The following is an 18,500-nucleotide window of genomic DNA, read 5'->3' as shown; positions in this document are numbered from 1 at the left end:
AAAAGAAACTAAAAACAAATGCCGCTTTATTCATTATTTAAAATAATAAAGCGGCATGAAGATAGTACTTATGCGTTTAGACCAGTGTCATTTGACCAGCATATAGAATGAAGATACGTAACATCAGTACGCCAATCAAACTTAATGAAGTCACAACCAGCACAAAACCATTGGTTTTTTGTACTTTTGTTGGCGCAAAGTAGTTCATCGCTAAAGGAATAATCATTCCAACTGCGATGACACCTACCCAGAACCAGGTTGCCCAGAAGCCATGACCAATTGCATTCCAAGCTGCGACTTCACTTTGTCCACCACCTAAAATGAGGCCAACAAAGAAAGTTACCAATAAGAAGAGTTCAAATAGAACGACTGGCTTTTCAACTCGGTGTAACCAAGCAACGGCGTCACTATGACTAGACTCTTTAAAGCCGATAATACCAAACAGTAAACATGCCGCAGCACCTGATGATAAGCTAGAGAATAGAAATAGAACTGGCAATACTGGGTTATTCAACAATGGATAAGTTTTCAATGCTGAAAGTAGGAAACCAGTATATGCAGCGAGTAAGATAGCCAAGATAGCTAATACAAACTCAATGGTTTTCGTTAATGGTTGGATTTTTTCAATAATCACATTCACAAAGTCTAACTTTTCAGGAAGAACAGCGCGAAGTTGCTTATGAAAAATTATCGCCAACCAAGCAAACAGAACCACCATATAGACTTGGAATAACACCACACCCATCGACATAATTGATGATGGATTGAAGTTAAACATTAAGTGCCAAAATGTCAGCGGTCGGTGTAAATGGAAGATTAAGATAGTTAAACCAATGATAATACCAAGAGGTGCTAATAAAGCCATGGCTTTAATAATTCCACTCTCTGATGCATCACCTTTGATAACATTTTTCTTCAGGTAGATTGTTAACATTACCGCACCAGCAGAAACACCGGCTAAAAATAGGTAAATGGCAATAATCCAATCCCAAACTAAAGAATCAAAGTTAAACGCGGCTTCCCATGCACTCATCGTTTTATCTCCCCTGGCTTACTTGGAATTTTAAATAGCTTTGGTTGTGTTCCAAGTTCAACTTTATCGCGATAGTAAGCATTTTGGTTGAGCACCAAATTAATCTCACTATTTTGATCGTTTAAGTCACCAAATGTTAGTGCCTTAGTTGGACATGATTCAACACAAGCCGGTTGTTTACCTTCTGCCAAATTAGTATCACGACAGAAGTTACACTTATCTGCAGTTTTTGATACTGGGTGGAAGAAACGAACTTGGTAAGGACAAGCGGCAATACAGTAACCACAGCCGACACACATATCATGATCAACATCAACGATGCCGGTTTCTTCATCTTTATAAGCCGCATTTACTGGACAAACCATGACACAAGGTGCGTTCTCACAATGCTCACAAGATTTACGTGTGAAGGTATACTCAACGTTTGGATATTCACCTTTTGGCTCACTACGAATAATCTCTAAACGAGAAACACCTTCAGGAACTTGGTTTACTTCACGACACGCTTCTTCACAAGCAGTACAGCCAATACATGCAGATTCATTATGAACCATACCGTAACGTTTTTTACCATCTTTCATGGTGTAGGCAAGAACTTGAGAGCTCATTGAAGTTGCAGCTACGCCGGTCGTCATAATGACAGCACCGCTACCCGCTAAAAATTTACGTCTTGAACAACTCATTCTGACTCCTCATTTTTTGCTTTGATTTGATTGAAGTCGCTATGGCAAGCTACACAAGCACCCACTTTTTGCTTCTGATTCAACTCAAGGATAGAATTTTTGCTGCTATGTAAGCTGTGACAAGAAGAACAGGTCAATTCATCAGCATGAACATCATGTGTCCAATTATCTTCTTGCAATTTCTGAGGGGTGTGACAGTCGCTACACTCTTTATTGGCGTCTAAAATTTGATTGTGTGATTCAACCTTTTTATCTGTTCCAACTTCAGTTTGAGCTGCACTGTATTTAATTACCGTTGAACCACCATCACGATGATCGGGACCGATGTTACTGTGGCAATCGACACAGTTGATATTTTTATTTATTTTATTGAAAACATCATGATCATTATGAGAGGTACTGATGGTTTGCTCGGCGTCTTTATGACACTGAGTACAAGCCACATCACGATCACGTGTTAATGTAACGACATGTCGAGTTGAGGGGGTCGAGTCTGAAACTTGTGGTGTTTCAGCCATCGCTGTGAGCGAGAATCCATAGCTAAAAAGGGCTAATATTCCTATTAACATTTTAACTAGAATACTATTGATTTTACTCATTAGATATCCTTTGCTTCATTATTGGTGTAATGATTTTTTGTATAAATATTACCAATTTGAACAGAAATATAAGTCAAAATAGGTAATTTTATACTTATTATTTTCCGTCATTAAATGATGCAATAATTCAATTGTTAGCCACAACGCTATAAATTGCATCATAAATGATATTTTAAAGTAACGCAATGAAATAAATGAGTTAGATTTCATAGTTTTCTTTCAAATGATACTTATTATCACTCCATGAATTACTACAATTTTTGATAGTTCAATTTTATTTAACTACCTATTTGGCATTATTTAAATTATGTGCAATAGATCACCTAGTAAAATTGATCTGGATCAATTGCATTGCATGCGCCCCCTATTTTTAAATTTATAATAAATTATGATATCTGTGATTCTCTAGTTCATTGTTTAGATCCACACAACGCTCTATAAATGTATTAAGAATTACGGAGAAAAATTTTGAAAATACAGTTTAATCGTCGTGTTTTAACCACGCTCACTCTTGCTGCAACAATTTTATTTAGTGGGTTAACAAGCGCTGCTGATAGTTCAACCATGAAACAAGGCGATCCGCGTAATGACCAGTTCGCTGCTCAACATGCTGATCAATACGAGACATGGAAAGCTACTTCAGAAAGTGAAAAATTAACCGATGGTATCGGTGGTGATACGAATATGGTCGTTCTATGGGCTGGCTACGGCTTCTCTAAAGACTATAATGCACCACGCGGTCACTTTTACGCGATTGATGATATTCGTCAAACATTACGTACAGGTGGTCCAACAGGACCTGACAATGGCCCAATGCCAATGGCATGTTGGAGCTGTAAAAGTCCGGATGTAGGTCGTTTGATCGAAGAACGTGGTGAAGAGGGATACTTCTCTGGTAAGTGGGCTCGTTTAGGTGCAGAAGTTAGCAACCCAATTGGCTGTGCTGATTGTCATGCAACGAATACTGAAGAGTTCAAAAATGGTGGGCCAGCACTACAAATCAACAAGCCGCACGTAAATCGTGCAATGAATGCGATTGGTAAACCTTTTGAAGATCAATCTCGACTAGATCAACAGTCTCAAATCTGTGGTCAGTGTCACGTTGAGTATTACTTTGAAAAAGTAGAAGGTAAAAAAGGTTTTGTTAAATTCCCATGGGATCAAGGTATGGACGTTGATTCAATGGAAGAGTACTACGACAGCATTGAGTTTGTTGACTGGACTCACAAGATCTCTAAAACACCAATGCTAAAAGCACAGCACCCTGAGTATGAAACTTGGAGTATGGGTATTCATGGTAAGAATAATGTAACCTGTATCGATTGTCACATGCCTAAAGTGACGAACGAAGATGGTACGGTGTTTACTGATCATAAAGTCGGTAACCCATTTGACCGTTTCGAAGATACTTGTTCAAAGTGTCACACTCAGTCTAAAAAGCAGATGCAAGACATTGTTAAATCACGTAAAGATCAAGTGCTTAAACTTAAGTTAGCAGCAGAACGTCAATTAGTTGCCGCTCACTTTGAAGCTGGTGAAGCTTGGAAAGTAGGCGCAACCAAAGAAGAGATGGAACCAATCCTTAAAGATATTCGTCATTCACAATGGCGTTGGGATTATGCAATCGCTTCACATGGTATTCATATGCATGCTCCTGAAGTTGCGTTAGAAGTATTAGGGACTTCTTTAGAGTTGTCTGCGGATGCACGTACCAAGTTAGTTCGTGTTCTTGCTAAACATGGTATTACTGAACCCATTGAAATCCCTGATATCTCAACGAAAGCTGCAGCACAGAAAGCAGTAGGTTGGGATATGGATAAACTAAACGCTGAGAAGAAAGAGTTCTTAGAAACAGTGGTTCCTAAATGGGAAGCTGAAGCGAAAGAACGCGAAGCAATGTATAACTATTAATCCAATGATATCTAGTTTATAACAATATCAATCGATGATTAAGAGCCGACCATTTCGATGTTCGGCTCTCTTTTTTCATTAAGAAGACTAGAATAGTATCGTTTTCACGGTTCAGAGTTACTTAAGGAGCTGACTATGCCATTTCTCATTATTGCGATTATTTCCCTTCTCATTGTTATTTTGGCCATTTTTATTCATGACAAAAAACACTTTAAAAATACGCAATTTGTAAGTACTAAAGCAAATAGTCAACGGCCATTGATATTAATGGTTACTGCCGTATTAACTTTAATTACAACTCTATATTTTGTTATTAATGCTTTTCATCAACCGTTGATTAATAAAAGTCAGCAACAAATAGAACAAGATAGTCAAGTGGTCACCTATGAATCTCAAATGACTTCGTTACAAGATAAGCTAAGAGAAGATACCAATAATTCAGAGTTATGGTTTCAATTGGGAGAAGGCTACTTAATTAAAAATGAGTTAGAAAATGCACTTCAGTGTTTTAATTACAGTATTCGTTTGAGTAACGATGTATCTGCTAATCAGTTAGCGGCGAAAGCAACGGTACTTTATTATCTATCTAAGCAATCTATGACAGACGAAGTGACAGCATTACTGACCGCATCATTAAATATTGATCCCTATAATCAAGCCGCGTTGACATTGTTAGCCAATGATAAGTTTGTTGAGTTTAAATACCAACAAGCAATTGATTTATGGCAAAAAGTGCTGGATTCAGAACGTACCGATGTCGATAGAGTCACCATTATTAATTCGATTAATAAAGCTAAACAGTTAATGAATAATAAATCTAAATAAAATTTAATCGATTCTTATTTATGATAAACAGAGTCCGAGTTATTTAACTCGCTCTGTTTATTTCCATTTTTGTCTATGCAAATTCATTGATTCATAAGTCCTTGCTATATAATTTACCAACTTATTTTTACATTATTGAGCGCTCCAATTTAATCGTTTATTCGATTTTATAATGAGTTGTTTAGTTTGCTAGATAGCAAGGTTGATTAATTATGAATAAATTTAAGTCATCTAAAAAACGGAAAGGCCACATGACCCTTCCCGTCGAAGTTGGACAAGAAGAACTGGTTTTAAATCTCGTTAATCGTTGGAATGTTGATGCATTACGTGACTGTGATGGTACTGAAATGCCGGATTCATTACTTCAATCTGACCGAGATATTTATTCAATAATCTGCCTAGTCCGTGCAGATCAAAGTTATGCAAACCACCATCCAGAGTTTTTACATCGCAAATATTTACTTTCTGAACGAGTTATTGCTTTTAGTGATTCAATGACGTTTAGCCCACTTAATGGATATAGTAAAGATAAATATGAAATCGATGACTTTAGTGATCCGAGTTGTTGGTGGGAAGTGAGAGATCGTACAACGGATGAAATTATTGATAGTGAACAATGGTTCTTTGATTTTAGTCATGACAGATTAACCATTGAAAATTGCAAAAAATTCCATGAGTATACCGTCACATTTTTAGTTAGGCAGGTGTGGGATAGTGTCTCAATGTATAATGCATTAACCAATGATTGGGATGGGCCTCCGATAAAAAGTTTAGACCCTTATCATCCTTCATGTCGTCAGCATTTAATTGATTACTATCAGAAGTGGCTTGATGATCATCCTGCAACCACAGTGGTTCGATTTACCACGTTTGCTTATCTTTTTGTGATCGACACTGGGGAAAAAAATCAAGATATCTATCGTGATTGGACGGGATATGGTGAAACGGTCAGTCCGAGAGCATTAAATGATTTTGAACAAAGGTTTGGTTACCGACTATCACCAGAAGTTTTTGTCGATGCGGGATATTACAACGGAACTTATAAATTACCTTCTCAAGAATATTTAGATTGGATGACCTTTATTCAAGACTTTGTGGTTGAATTTGCTGCTGAACTTGTGGCTATGACACATCAAGCGGGGAAAAAATCTGCGATGTTTCAAGGTGATCATTGGGTTGGAACTGAACCCTTTTTAGCCAAATATCAAGATATTGGTTTGGATATTAATATTGGCGCTGTAGAAGATGGCGTGGCATTAAGACGTTTAACCGATTCACCAGGGAGCCAGATTCGAGAAGCCCGTTTTTACCCTTATTTCTTTCCCGATGTATTTCAAACCAGTCATGATCCCGTTATTGAATCTCAAGGTAATTGGAATAAGATTCGAAGAGCCATGTTGCAAAAGCCATTACATCGGATCGGTTATGGTGGCTATCTCTCATTAGCAAATCAGTTTCCTCATTTTATTCAGCATATCGAAGAGATCTCTGATCAATTTGAACAATATTTGCAAAACAGTCAATCGACTGAATCATTAAAACTTCCATTTAAGGTAGCGATTCTTAATGGATGGGGAGAATCGAGAAGCTGGTTACAAAACCAGAGTCGAGACCAACGTTTCTATCTACCTCCTCGTCCAGACGTCATGGATTTTGTTGGCAATAATATCTTGGAGTGTTTAGCCGGGTTGCCGATTGATGTTGAGTTTATTAGTTTCGAGGATATACGTCATCGTGGTATTGATCCGACTATCGATATTATCATTAATAGTGGTGATGCTAACTCGGTATGGAGTGGCGCTCAGTTGTGGGATGATAGTGAGATAATTATAAAAATCCGTCAGTTTGTCTCACAAGGTGGAGGCTTTTTGGGAGTAACCGATCCCTCAGCTTATGACAAAGGCGGGCGATACTTTCAATTAGGCGATATTTTAGGTGTTGAAAAAGAAAATTCATTAACAATGGGGCGAGTTGCTGCTCCAATTAGTTATGATAAAACACATTACCTCAGTCATTTTGTTTCAACAAAAAGTGACTTTGGAAATTTAAGTTACGTTTATCCTCAAGCTGATAACCTCTCTATTATTGCAGCCCAAGAACAACATTTGGCATTAACCGCTAGGGAATATGAACAAGGGCGAGCGGTCTATTTAGCCAATCTACCTTTTAGTCGGGATAATGCTTATTTATTACAACATATCTTGATCTGGCTTGCTCAGCAAGAGTATCGAACTCACCCTTGGTTATCTAACAATCCGAACGTAGATGTTGCTTACTTTCCAACAACAAAGAGGGCGACAGCAATGAATGCAACACCGAAAAAACAAGTGGTAGAAATCTTAGATATTCAAGGGATTCATAAGATCATCCACTTAGCGCCTTATGAATGGATATGGCGAGGGGAGGAAGGTGAATTATAAATATTAATAAATATATTCCAAGAATTGGCGTTGCTAGTAGGCGACAAGTGAGTGAGGTCCCATGTGTATAGGTGTACGATATGATTGGAGCGAGTAAACGTAGTCAACAACCTAGCCGCTTATCCTTAATAGTCTGTTTAACATTTTAATGAAATGGTGGTTGAGATGAAATTGATACATGGATTGAAAATTTTATTACTTTCTCTATTCTTTATTCAAAATAGTGTATTTGCTAATGACTTAATGGTTTTAACCGAACGGGTAACTCCGAGTGTATTTAATAATGCTAAATCTTTTGCAGAACGAGGTGGTGTTAATCTTCAGGAAGTTGCTAATGAGTACCAACAATCGTTGCAACCTGATGGCAGTTGGCCAGATCTTCCTTATCAGGAGATATCAAATAATGACTATCCAATAAGAACACATTTAGACAGGGTGCAAACCATTGCCGCTGCAGCATATGAAATCGATAATCCAGCTTATATTCAATCAGTTATTGATGCCTTACTCTTTTGGTATTCCGAGTCAAGGGTAAATAGTAATTGGTGGTGGAATGAAATTGGTAAACAGCTCCGATTAGGTGTTGTAGCTTTAATGCTTAATGAAACGCTTCCCTCCAATGTTTTACTTATGATTCAAAATGATATGCCGAAGGAACCCTATAAAACAGGGGCTAATCGAACAGATATCTCGAAGCTTGTTATATATGGTGGCTTGATTGCTAAAGATGAAGCATTAGTTCAAAGTGGGTTAAATGGAATATCTGAAACTATATTTCTTACTGACAATGAAGGAATTCAACAAGACTACTCTTTTCAGCAACATGGTCCACAATTGTATAATGGGGGTTACGGAGAGGTTTTTTTCAATACTGCTGTTTTTTGGGCTTATCAGGTCAGGGATCTGCAATGGAAATTCACCGCTGAGCAAGTTGATATATTGTCGAGTTATCTATTAGATGGTGTCCAATGGATGAACGCAAAAGGGGTCCTTGACTTTAATGTCAATGGTCGTGGAATTAGCCGAAAACAAGCTGAAATTAAAAAGTTACCCATATTAAATACAGATTATATTGCTGACTTGAACCCTGAAAGATCAAGGGAAGTATTGCTATTTAAGCAACATATAAATGGAGAAAGTGCGGGATTAAATGGATTCAAATCTTTCTGGCGCTCAGATTATGTTGCCAAAGTTGGAGCTGGACATTTTATTGGGATAAAAATGAACTCTAATCGAACAGAACCGACTGAGGCTGGTAATAATGAAAATTTAAAAGGTCAGTGGCTTGGTTTTGGTAGTATGGCAATTATGCAAACGGGTGATGAATATTACAATTTATTCCCTGTTTGGGATTGGCGGTTAATTCCTGGAGTAACGGGACCTGAGATCGACAATAAACCAACTAATTGGGGACAAATTATGATGGATACCTCATTTGTCGGTGGGGTGTCAAATGGTCGGTTTGGTATTGCGGTTATGGATATGAATGCTTACTCTACTGAGGCAAAAAAAGGTTGGTTTAGTTTTAATAATGAATTAGTTGCCCTCGGTGCGGGTATTTCATCCTCTCATGAAAAGTATGTCAGTACTACAGTCAATCAGACTAGGCTAAACGGTGACGTTACTGTGGATGGCGCAATCTATTCAGTAGGAAGTCGTCAATTAGTTAATACATCATGGGTTCATCATGATGGCGTTGGATATGTATTTCCAGCGAATTGGTATGGACGACTAGATAACGATTCCAAGAGCGGTAATTGGTACGATATCAACCGTTCACAAGAAAAACAACAGGTTAGTGATGATGTTTTTTTATTAAAAATAGGACATAGCTGGCAACCAACAAATGCTAAATATCAATATATTATTGTGCCAGAGATGACAGCACAGCAGACTCAAGCTTATGCACAACGACAATCAATTACAGTATTGATGAATACGGATGAAATACAGGCGGTATCACAAACTGACCTCCAAGTGGCTGGAATTATTTTTTATCAACCAGGCACCATTCAATTACCTAGTGGAACTCGTCTAACTGTTGATAAAGCGAGTTTAGTGCTGATTGATGAATCAAAGGAAAAGCCAGAGTTGACATTATCAACACCAGGAAGTGGAACGGTTGTGAATTTAACTATTAATAATGGCATTAATGAATGGACGACAACAGTGTTAACGCCTTCAGAAACAAAATGGTTAGGTAGTAGCGTTGCCGTAAATTTTGGAACTCAACAAGTTGAAATTGATGTTACACAAGATGCATTTATCCGAGATGGTGCTTATAAAGATCAAGCTTTTGGAAAAAACAGTTATTTAGCGGTCAAAAATGATACCGAAGGGTATTCAAGAAAAACAATACTTCAGTTTGATACATCAAGCTTAGAGTCAATGAATATTCTGTCAGCGAAATTACGTTTACATGTGAAAAATATCAATGATAGCTTAGAGCGAGATTTAACTCTCTCTAGACTGGTTGCTTCTGATTGGAATGAAGAACAACTGACTTGGCGTTCACAATTAGCCAAAGATCTTATTGGTCAGACATTTACCGTAAATCATAGTCAGTTAGATCAGTGGGTTGACATTGATATCACCGATATCATAACAACGGGCAGATTAAATTTATTGATAGAAAATAATGGAATTCAAGACAGTAAATCTGATATGAGCTTTTCCAGTCGAGAGGTGGGGAAGGGGGCTAAATTAATGATTACCATTGATGAGTAATTAGAAGCAACTGAAATGCTACTTATTCGCCCCATTGATGTTATTGAAATTATATCAATGGGGTTTTGTTCTCCCTATTACTTGAAGTTGCTAGCCTAGATTAGTAGCATTAGTAGTAACGTCTACGCTCGTTCACTCCAATCATATAGTGCAGCTATAGCCTTCATACTTGAAGTCGCTAGGTTGTTGGCTGTATTCGTTCGCCCCAATCATAGAGTACACCTATACTCATGGGGCCTCACTCACTTGCCGCCTACTAGCAACTCCAATTATTTTAGGTATATAGTCATGGGGCTTCACTTACTTGTCGCCTACTGGCCGCTCCAATTACGTTGGGTATCATTTAATAAGGAACAATCTTGGACAGAATTTTACGCTTATACCAAGGATCTTCAACTCGGATTAATTCTTTAGCGAGAATACGGAGTAACTCTATTTCATCTTTACCGTTTGGATTAAATGGCAAATTATTGAGTTGATATGGGTCTTTAATATTATTAAAATAAAGTGTATTAATTAATTTATTTTGTTCATTAATTTCTAGTGCTAGGGTTTTCGTTGTTGTTTTTACCCCTCGACTACAAGGGAAGTAATTAATGAAATTATTATTTTTATCTCTTTCTCCATCTAAATTTTTAATATAAAGTGCAGCCTGATCTTGATTGTTTTCTTTATGGTTTATATTATTTATTAATTTTTTGGAACGACTTTTACCATCAATATTTATCGGGCATATATCATCTAGATTTAATTCAGTTAGAATTGTAGGAAAGATATCTGCACTATTAATGAAAAGTGAGTTAATCTCAAGACCGTTAGCCTTTGCACTTTTTAATAAAAATGGAACAGAAAAGGCTTCATTATAAATACAGTTTTTTTCCTCTTCAATACCATGACTACACAGCATATCACCGTGGTCACTAGTAAATATTATGACGGTATTATCCCATTCGCCCATATCTTTAACTTGTTGGATAATTCTGCCAAATTGTTGATCGACACCAGTGACACTGGCAAAATAAAATTGTGCAAATTGGGTTTTATTAAGATTGAAATCTACGTTATCCCTTAATAATAGTTCATGAGGCGCGCGATCTTTATAGGTCAACCAATCGCTTTTTCTACAATCATCGACACTGGAATAAGGAGTATGAGGTGGGTTCATTGCGATAAATAGTGCAAAAGGCTTATTGATATCTCTCTGATGATGACTGTTTTTGAGGTAATCAATGGCTTTGTTGGCCTCATGCTCGGCAGACCAGCAATTTGGTATCGAACGAATTCCATCATTGTCATAATAATGTGGATTATTGTGCTGATCGAATGTTCCATAACCGTACCAATAATTAATGTTATGACGTCTATGAGGTTCGGTGTATGAATCCCAAACAGCTTGAAAACTGTTCATTTCTTTATCAGACGATGAATTTACACCGACATAATTTAATGGATTAGCAGGATCATTTTTAGTTGGAAAGTCGAGGTGCCATTTCCCAATGTACCCTATATCATAACCAGACGCTGCGAGTAAATCGGTTAAACACTCAGCATCTGAAGGAAGTTCTGACAAAGGACGTTCCGAATTACAATTTAAAGGCACCCCACTTTTTGCTGGGTACTGACCTGTAAATAGACTTCCTCGATAAGGACTGCAGAGTGGACAGTTACTGACTGCATTGGGGTAGATTGTGGATTGCATAGCAAAAGCGTTTAAATTTGGTGTTTCTACCGGATCGCCATTTCCTGGTATTAAGTGAGAGAGTTGAGAGTCTTGCCAAATACCTAATGACATTTGTCGAAATTGATCTGGAAATACATAAATTAAATTTATATTTTTCATTGTCACTCTTAGTTGAACGATGTTTATTTTACGATATCAATTATAGTTATTCTTTTTTGTCTCATATTTAAAAATAAACACGATTAAACGTTGGAGAATAAGATCACTTATAAAATGGATGAGTAAGTTGTGTTTTAATATCCCCTTCTTACTTGAAGTTGCTAGATTGTTGGCTATATTTATTCGCCCCAATCATATAGAAAACCTATACTCATGGGGCCTCATTCACTTGCCGCCTACTAGCAACGCCAATTACTTTGGGTATAAGTGTTAAATATAAGTAAAAGTGCATTCTATTTACAACTGGTCGATATTTTTATTAATAATATTTTGTATTTTAAAATAATATGGAGTTAGTATGAGTAATGAAAATAAATTATCTTATTTGATTAAAACAGTGGCGTTAACGACCTTAACAATCCCTTTTATGACTTGGGCTGCAAGTTATAATGAATCACCTGAATTGAAAAAATTAGTTGAGACTGGGGAGTTACCATCAATAGAGAATAGATTACCCGAACAACCTTTAGTCATCGAACCTTTTGAAGCAATCGGTCAATATGGCGGTACTTTAAACTTAGTGGGGAAGTCTGGAGATAATGGGCACCGAATAAGAACCATCGCGTATGATAACCTGTTTAATTTTGATTATTTATATACCAAGGTAATACCTAATTTAGCGACAGAGTTTACGGCTAATGAAGATAACAGTGAATTTATTATCTCTTTACGAAAGGGGGTAAAGTGGTCTGATGGTAATCCCTTTACGGCAGAAGATATTGCTTTTTATATTAATGATATTATTGGTGATCCTGAACACGCAGGTAACCGACCATTAGCTTTACCTTCCCATGACTCAGCAAAGGCTGAAGTTATTGATCAATATAAAATAAAGATAACATTAGCTAAGCCGAATGGCCTATTTATTCGTAGTTTAGCGACCGTTGATAGTGAAAGTTTTACTGCCTTTCCAAAGCATTATTGCTCTCAATTTTTGCCTAAGTTTAATAAAGAGGCTGAAAGTAATGCCAAAGACGCCGGGTTTGATTCTTGGCGTCAATATGCATCGACTAAATGTGAGGCACACTATTTTATAGAGCATTATAATAATATTGATAGGCCTGTTTTAACTGCATGGAAAGTGAAAACACCTCCCGGACCAAATGCCAGTTTTGCGGAATATGAAAGAAATCCTTATTACTGGCAAGTTGATACAGAAGGTAATCAACTTCCTTATTTAGACTCTGTACGTTGGCGCTTCAGCGAAGATTTAGAAGAGATGGTTTTACGGGCAGCCAATGGAGAAACAGATTATCAATTTCGTCATATTGGTAAGCCGAACTATCGTTCATTGCTTATCGATAATGAGAAAAAAAGTGATTATACCTATGAGTTTCGTCCAAATACATTAAGTACCGCATTAGCGATAGGTTTAAATCAAACAACCAAAGATCTCGTCAAGCGCGAATTATTCAAGCAGAAAGATTTTAGGGTTGCGCTATCTCATGCCATTGATCGAGAAGAGATTAGTGAAACTATCTTCTCTGGTGCTGTCGATGCTCATCAAGCCTCGCCAATAGAAATTTCCTCTTATTTTGATCAAGAAATGGCCACACAATACACGGCGTTTGATCCAAAAAAAGCCAATCAATTATTAGACTCTCTCGGTCTAGATAAGAAGGATAAAGAGGGATACAGGCTATTAAGTGATGGAAGACGATTAAGGATTGATGCAGTCTCTAAAACCAATGATAAAGGTGTTATTGCTGACTCCCTAGAGTTGATAAAGAACCAATGGAAAGAGGTTGGTGTATTTCTTGATATTAGAGTTTTAGAGATTAACCACGTTGTTAATTTACGTTTAACTAATGATTTTGATTTAATTCCAATTCAAGGTGATGGTGGTGTTGGAATTATTGATGAAGCGCGTCATTATCTACCCTTTAGCCCTGAATCCACATGGGGGCTTGGTTACTATTTCTGGGCGAATGAACCCACAAATGAATTTGCTGTTGAACCACCGGCACATATTAAAAAACAATTGCAATTATGGGATGAAATAGAAAATAGTTCGTCTCAAGATGAACAGTTTAAATATATGCAACAGATAATGAAAATAGCAAAAGATAATTTTTATGTTATTGGGACAGTTGAAGCACTCCCTGCTGGTGTTGTTATGAGTAATAAATTAAAAAATGTACCAGACAATATGCCACAGTCATGGACATTCCCAACTCCAGGGCCAATGAGAATGGGACAACTCTGGAAGGAGCAATAACTCTTAATCATGGGCTGACAAAATAAGATATATACCCAAAGTCATTGGATGCTAGTAGACGGCAAGCAAGTACGCTCTCATGAGTATAGGTGCGCTATATGATTGGGGCACACGAATGTAGCCAGGAATCTAGCAGCTTCAAGTATGAGAGGGATAGCTGTTGATGTGAAAGCGTCTGTTTCAGAAGATGACATCAGCAGCATCCATTAATCTAAATGGAATTAAGGACAAATAATGAGTAGTTTTTTGCTCTTTGTGTTCAAACGGCTGTTATCTATCTTTATTACAATTTTTGCCGTTTCTATTGTAATTTTTGCTGTCATTGATTTACCGCCTGGCGATTTTGCCTCATCGAAGATCGCAGAACTGCAATCAATGGGGCAAACCGTTGATCCTCAGATGATTTATACATTAAGAGAAATGTACGGTCTAGATAAATCATTGTTAGAACGTTATAGCTATTGGATGTCAGGATTAATGACAGGGGATTTAGGAATATCATTAACCAACAATCAACCTGTTTGGGATACGATAAAACCCCGTATTTGGCCTACCATCATTTTAGCTGCAAGCGTCTTCTTATTTCAGTTTTTAATTGCGATTCCAATCGGAATCTATTCGGCAATTCGTCAATATTCTTGGGGTGATTATATTGCCACCATTGTTGGCTTTATTGGAATGGCTACCCCTAACTTTGTTTTAGCTATAATCGCATTATTGATTGGCTATTATAACTTTGATGTCATTGTTTCTGGGCTCTTCTCTGATGAGTTTCTTGATCAACCTATGTCTTGGCAGAAATTTGTCAATGCGGCATCTCGAAGCTGGATCTATATTTTAGTTGTTGGTACTGCGGGTTTAGCGGGCATTATTAGAATAATGCGGGCCAACTTGTTAGATGAGTTAAAGAAACCTTACGTTAAAACTGCACGAGCAAAAGGGCAAACCGAAACTAAGTTACTATTAAAATACCCGGTTAGAATTGCAATTTTGCCTATTGTTTCAACGATTGGTTGGATGCTACCGGCACTATTAGGTGCTGATGTTATCGTTAGTCAGGTATTAAATATCCCAACGTTAGGCCCATTAATGCTCTCAGCATTACGTTCGCAAGATATGTATGTTGCTGGGGATATTCTATTGATTATGTCACTACTTACTATTATTGGTACCCTTATTTCAGATCTACTGCTCTATTGGGTTGACCCAAGAGTGAGAGTAGGAATAGAGAAGGAATTCTAAAAGATGAAAAATATAACATTACGTTCATTTAACACCCTTTTTCATCGAGAAAAAAAGAGTATCGATCTTACTACTGCAACTCAATGGCAATTAATTTGGATAAAATTGCGTCAACATAAATTAGCTTGGTTGAGTTTGTGGTTTTTATTTTGGGTCTATTTAATTGCGATATTTGCAGAATTTTTTGCGCCTTTCGATCCTAGTGATAATTGGAGAAAATATACTTATGCGCCGCCTCAATCCATTAGTTTTTTTGAAAAAGGTAATGACGGATGGAGTTGGGCTCCTCATCTTAATTTGTATACCAATAAAGTTGATCCTCGTACATTAAAGCGAATCTACCAAGAAGATGAAAATAATCGAGTTTACTTCTCTTTTTTTGCTAAAACTGAGAAGTACAAATTACTTGGATTCATTCCGATGAGTCACAAACTTATTTACCCAGATGACCCTAGTCAGCCTTTTTTTATATTAGGTGCTGATCGAATGGGCAGAGATATGTTATCTAGATTGATTTATGGGGCGAGAATATCACTCTCAGTTGGATTAATTGGCGTATTAACCACCTTCATCTTAGGTATCTTTATTGGCGGAGTATCGGGCTACTTTGGGGGGGGGTGGATAACTTTATTCAACGAAGTATTGAATTTATGAAGTCTATTCCAACGTTACCATTATGGATGGCACTATCCGCCTCACTTCCAGCTGAGTGGAGCTCTTTAACTAAGTATTTTTTAATTACAATATTACTCGGACTGATCTCTTGGCCGGATTTAGCTCGAGTGGTAAGAAGTCGATTTATGTCACTAAAAGGAGAAGAGTATGTCGCAGCGGCTTGGCTAGATGGTAATAGTCCGATTGAGATTATAAGAAATTATATGGTTCCTAATTTTCTTAGCCATATTATCGCGGTTGTGACGTTAGCGATCCCAGCAATGATTTTAGGAGAGACGGCATTGAGTTTTCTTGGATTAGGATTACAAGCGCCGATAGTCAGTTGGGGTGTCTTATTGCAAGAAGCCCAAAATATTCGAGCCTTAGCAGAAGCCGCTTGGTTACTTATTCCTGCCTTAGCTGTTGTATTAGTGATCCTTGCGATGAATTTTGTTGGCGATGGTCTACGGGATGCGTGTGACCCTTACCATGATCAGGAGAGATAATAATGAGTCATCCTATTTTACAAGTTAAAAACTTGAATATTAGCTTTCCTACCAGTACGGAACTTTTTCATGCAGTGAAAGACGTCAGTTTTGATTTACATTCAGGAGAAACCTTATCATTGATTGGTGAGTCAGGATCTGGAAAATCAGTGACAGCTTCTGCATTGATGCAGCTTATTGATAATCCTGGAAGAATAGATTCTGGAGAAATCTTCTATTCCGATAAAGAGAATGAAATCCTTGATATTGCGAAATTAGATCCTAAGTCTGAGATATGTCGTTCACTACGTTGTTTTAACTTTTCTCTGATCTCTCAAGAACCGATGTCTGCATTAAGTCCAGTCCATAAAGTGGGTGATCAAATTAAAGAAGTTCTCTGCTTAATCGATTCAACTATGACAAAAGGCGAGGCGCATTCAAGGGCGATTGAGTTGTTATATCAAGTTCAAATGCCAGAACCTGAGAGTTTAATCAATAAATATTCATTTGAACTGTCTGGTGGCCAGAGGCAACGGGTTGTTATTGCAATGGCGATTGCCTCGCAACCTGATGTTTTAATTGCTGATGAACCAACGACTGCACTTGATGTCACGACTCAAGCGGAAATTTTATCTCTACTGGCTGATCTTCAAAAAGAGTATGGCATGGCAATTCTTTTTATTACTCATGATTTGGGTGTGGTTGCACAAATCTCAGATCGTGTCGCTGTTATGGAACAAGGAGAGCTGGTTGAATGTGGAGAAGTCGCTCAGATTTTTGAGAAGCCACAACATCCGTACACATGTAAATTAATGAATGCAACAAGAGCCTTAGAGCATAAATCCATTATTAAAATACCATTTGAATTTGAAAAAAATACGACAAATTCTCAAATATTAACCATCAAAAATCTGAGTAAAAAATTTGAGAAGCCAAGTGGTTTTTTCGAAAAAAAGCAATTTATCACCGCGGTTAATCATGCCAATTTAGAACTGTATCCAAGAGAGTCTTTAGGAATTGTTGGAGAGTCCGGATCAGGGAAAAGCACATTGGGTCGAGCTATTTTAGGACTATCTCCTGCAACGGAAGGTCGTATTAGCTATTTAGCAAGTCATGATGGTGAGATCGTCGATCTTTCCAATTACAAAAGAAAACCTCGAGACATCCTGTTTTCTCAACTGCGTTTAATCTTTCAAGATCCGTGGTCGTCACTTAATCCAAGAATGACTGTTTTCGATATCCTAGAAGAGCCGTTAATTAAGTTACAACCTGATCTCAATAAAGATGAGCGAACATTGAGAGTCAGAGATATGATGGATTGGGTTGGGTTAAAAGCTGATTTTTCTAGTCGGTATCCTCATGCTTTTTCAGGTGGGCAACGACAACGAATAGTCATTGCTCGTGCGTTAATTACACAGCCTAAAGTGGTTATTGCTGACGAAGCAACCGCAGCATTAGATGTCTCTTTACGTTCGCAAGTTCTCGATTTATTAATTGAGTATCAGAACCGATATGGTACTTCTTTTATTTTAATTACCCATGATATCGCAACCGTTAAGTACTTTTGTGATCGTGTTATTGTTTTGAAAGAGGGGGAAATAGTAGAACAAGGGACGGTTGATGAGGTAATTTTTCATTCTAAACACCCTTATACCAAGCGATTAATTGCGGCTGTTCCCATCGCGGAAGTGACTCATTAATTCTATGTTCAAATCATAATTCGTGTTGCTAGTATATAAATTGCCGTCTACTAGCAACGCGAATTATTTTAAGTCTAAAACTTTAATCCTTAATAAAAGGGGG

General features: G+C 37.4%; 12 protein-coding genes and 1 pseudogene. 9 read left to right on the top strand and 4 right to left on the bottom strand.

All coding sequences use genetic code 11. From position 1 onward, the window contains the following. Positions 1 to 76: 76 nt before the first annotated feature. The 3 genes from nrfD to nrfB are packed head-to-tail and all read right to left on the bottom strand — an operon-like array spanning position 77 to position 2,315. A complete protein-coding gene (gene nrfD, locus L0B53_RS14385) occupies positions 77 to 1,033 on the bottom strand; it encodes a cytochrome c nitrite reductase subunit NrfD (RefSeq protein ID WP_235060293.1) in 957 nt (318 codons plus the stop codon). Beyond that, complete coding sequence (gene nrfC / locus L0B53_RS14380) at positions 1,030 to 1,716, bottom strand: cytochrome c nitrite reductase Fe-S protein (protein ID WP_235060292.1); 687 nt, start codon at positions 1,714 to 1,716, stop codon at positions 1,030 to 1,032. The genes nrfD and nrfC overlap by 4 nt, the downstream gene beginning before the upstream one ends. Then, positions 1,713 to 2,315 (bottom strand): cytochrome c nitrite reductase pentaheme subunit, encoded by a 603-nt coding sequence (gene nrfB / locus L0B53_RS14375; RefSeq protein WP_235060291.1) that lies wholly within the window; start codon positions 2,313 to 2,315, stop codon positions 1,713 to 1,715. Before nrfB ends, nrfC begins: the two co-directional genes overlap by 4 nt. 540 nt (positions 2,316 to 2,855) lie before the next feature. On the opposite strand from nrfB, the pseudogene nrfA reads away from it, so the two are divergent. From nrfA to L0B53_RS14355, 4 genes and pseudogenes are all read left to right on the top strand, one after another. Beyond that, positions 2,856 to 4,226 (top strand): annotated as a pseudogene (gene nrfA, locus L0B53_RS14370) (ammonia-forming nitrite reductase cytochrome c552 subunit); the annotation flags it as partial. A gap of 135 nt (positions 4,227 to 4,361) precedes the next feature. After that, positions 4,362 to 5,051: a hypothetical protein gene (locus L0B53_RS14365; protein WP_235060290.1), complete on the top strand. Its 690-nt coding sequence runs from the start codon at positions 4,362 to 4,364 to the stop codon at positions 5,049 to 5,051. A gap of 212 nt (positions 5,052 to 5,263) precedes the next feature. After that, positions 5,264 to 7,471 (top strand): 1,3-beta-galactosyl-N-acetylhexosamine phosphorylase, encoded by a 2,208-nt coding sequence (gene gnpA / locus L0B53_RS14360; RefSeq protein ID WP_235060289.1) that lies wholly within the window; start codon positions 5,264 to 5,266, stop codon positions 7,469 to 7,471. A gap of 165 nt (positions 7,472 to 7,636) precedes the next feature. Further along, a complete protein-coding gene (locus tag L0B53_RS14355; protein ID WP_235060288.1) occupies positions 7,637 to 10,198 on the top strand; it encodes a polysaccharide lyase family 8 super-sandwich domain-containing protein in 2,562 nt (853 codons plus the stop codon). A gap of 343 nt (positions 10,199 to 10,541) precedes the next feature. Here L0B53_RS14355 and L0B53_RS14350 read toward each other — a convergent pair whose 3' ends face one another. After that, positions 10,542 to 12,038 carry a sulfatase gene (locus L0B53_RS14350; RefSeq protein ID WP_235060287.1) on the bottom strand — a complete coding sequence of 499 codons (1,497 nt, stop codon included), beginning with the start codon at positions 12,036 to 12,038 and terminating at the stop codon, positions 10,542 to 10,544. 358 nt (positions 12,039 to 12,396) lie between these two features. Between L0B53_RS14350 and L0B53_RS14345 the strand changes: the two genes are divergently transcribed. The 5 genes from L0B53_RS14345 (at position 12,397) to L0B53_RS14325 (ending at position 18,397) form a co-directional block, all read left to right on the top strand. Continuing rightward, positions 12,397 to 14,316 carry an ABC transporter substrate-binding protein gene (locus L0B53_RS14345; RefSeq protein WP_235060286.1) on the top strand — a complete coding sequence of 640 codons (1,920 nt, stop codon included), beginning with the start codon at positions 12,397 to 12,399 and terminating at the stop codon, positions 14,314 to 14,316. 234 nt (positions 14,317 to 14,550) lie between these two features. Then, entirely contained in the window at positions 14,551 to 15,558 is a 1,008-nt protein-coding gene (locus L0B53_RS14340; protein ID WP_235060285.1) for an ABC transporter permease, read from the top strand. A gap of 3 nt (positions 15,559 to 15,561) precedes the next feature. After that, the gene (locus L0B53_RS14335) at positions 15,562 to 16,212 is read left to right on the top strand and encodes a hypothetical protein (RefSeq protein WP_235060284.1); all 651 of its coding nucleotides are present in this window, start codon (positions 15,562 to 15,564) and stop codon (positions 16,210 to 16,212) included. After that, the gene (locus L0B53_RS14330) at positions 16,209 to 16,718 is read left to right on the top strand and encodes an ABC transporter permease (RefSeq protein ID WP_235060283.1); all 510 of its coding nucleotides are present in this window, start codon (positions 16,209 to 16,211) and stop codon (positions 16,716 to 16,718) included. Before L0B53_RS14335 ends, L0B53_RS14330 begins: the two co-directional genes overlap by 4 nt. A gap of 2 nt (positions 16,719 to 16,720) precedes the next feature. Further along, positions 16,721 to 18,397, top strand: coding sequence for an ABC transporter ATP-binding protein (locus L0B53_RS14325; protein WP_235060282.1), 1,677 nt, complete (start codon positions 16,721 to 16,723; stop codon positions 18,395 to 18,397). The last annotated feature ends 103 nt before the right edge of the window (positions 18,398 to 18,500 follow it).

This window comes from Vibrio sp. SS-MA-C1-2 (genome assembly GCF_021513135.1).
Taxonomy (GTDB): Bacteria; Pseudomonadota; Gammaproteobacteria; order Enterobacterales; family Vibrionaceae.
The sequence above is the reverse complement of the archived record's forward strand: the minus strand, read 5'-3'. Positions and strand labels throughout refer to the sequence as shown.

Bases quoted from the DNA above. Each gene is read 5' to 3' on its own strand.
- L0B53_RS14325 (WP_235060282.1), top strand. From the start codon at position 16,721: ATGAGTCATCCTATTTTACAAGTTAAAAACTTGAATATTAGCTTTCCT.
- gnpA (WP_235060289.1), top strand. From the start codon at position 5,264: ATGAATAAATTTAAGTCATCTAAAAAACGGAAAGGCCACATGACCCTT.
- nrfB (WP_235060291.1), bottom strand. From the start codon at position 2,315: ATGAGTAAAATCAATAGTATTCTAGTTAAAATGTTAATAGGAATATTA.
- nrfD (WP_235060293.1), bottom strand. From the start codon at position 1,033: ATGAGTGCATGGGAAGCCGCGTTTAACTTTGATTCTTTAGTTTGGGAT.
- L0B53_RS14335 (WP_235060284.1), top strand. From the start codon at position 15,562: ATGAAAAATATAACATTACGTTCATTTAACACCCTTTTTCATCGAGAA.
- L0B53_RS14345 (WP_235060286.1), top strand. From the start codon at position 12,397: ATGAGTAATGAAAATAAATTATCTTATTTGATTAAAACAGTGGCGTTA.
- L0B53_RS14355 (WP_235060288.1), top strand. From the start codon at position 7,637: ATGAAATTGATACATGGATTGAAAATTTTATTACTTTCTCTATTCTTT.
- L0B53_RS14340 (WP_235060285.1), top strand. From the start codon at position 14,551: ATGAGTAGTTTTTTGCTCTTTGTGTTCAAACGGCTGTTATCTATCTTT.
- L0B53_RS14365 (WP_235060290.1), top strand. From the start codon at position 4,362: ATGCCATTTCTCATTATTGCGATTATTTCCCTTCTCATTGTTATTTTG.
- nrfC (WP_235060292.1), bottom strand. From the start codon at position 1,716: ATGAGTTGTTCAAGACGTAAATTTTTAGCGGGTAGCGGTGCTGTCATT.
- L0B53_RS14350 (WP_235060287.1), bottom strand. From the start codon at position 12,038: ATGAAAAATATAAATTTAATTTATGTATTTCCAGATCAATTTCGACAA.
- L0B53_RS14330 (WP_235060283.1), top strand. From the start codon at position 16,209: ATGAAGTCTATTCCAACGTTACCATTATGGATGGCACTATCCGCCTCA.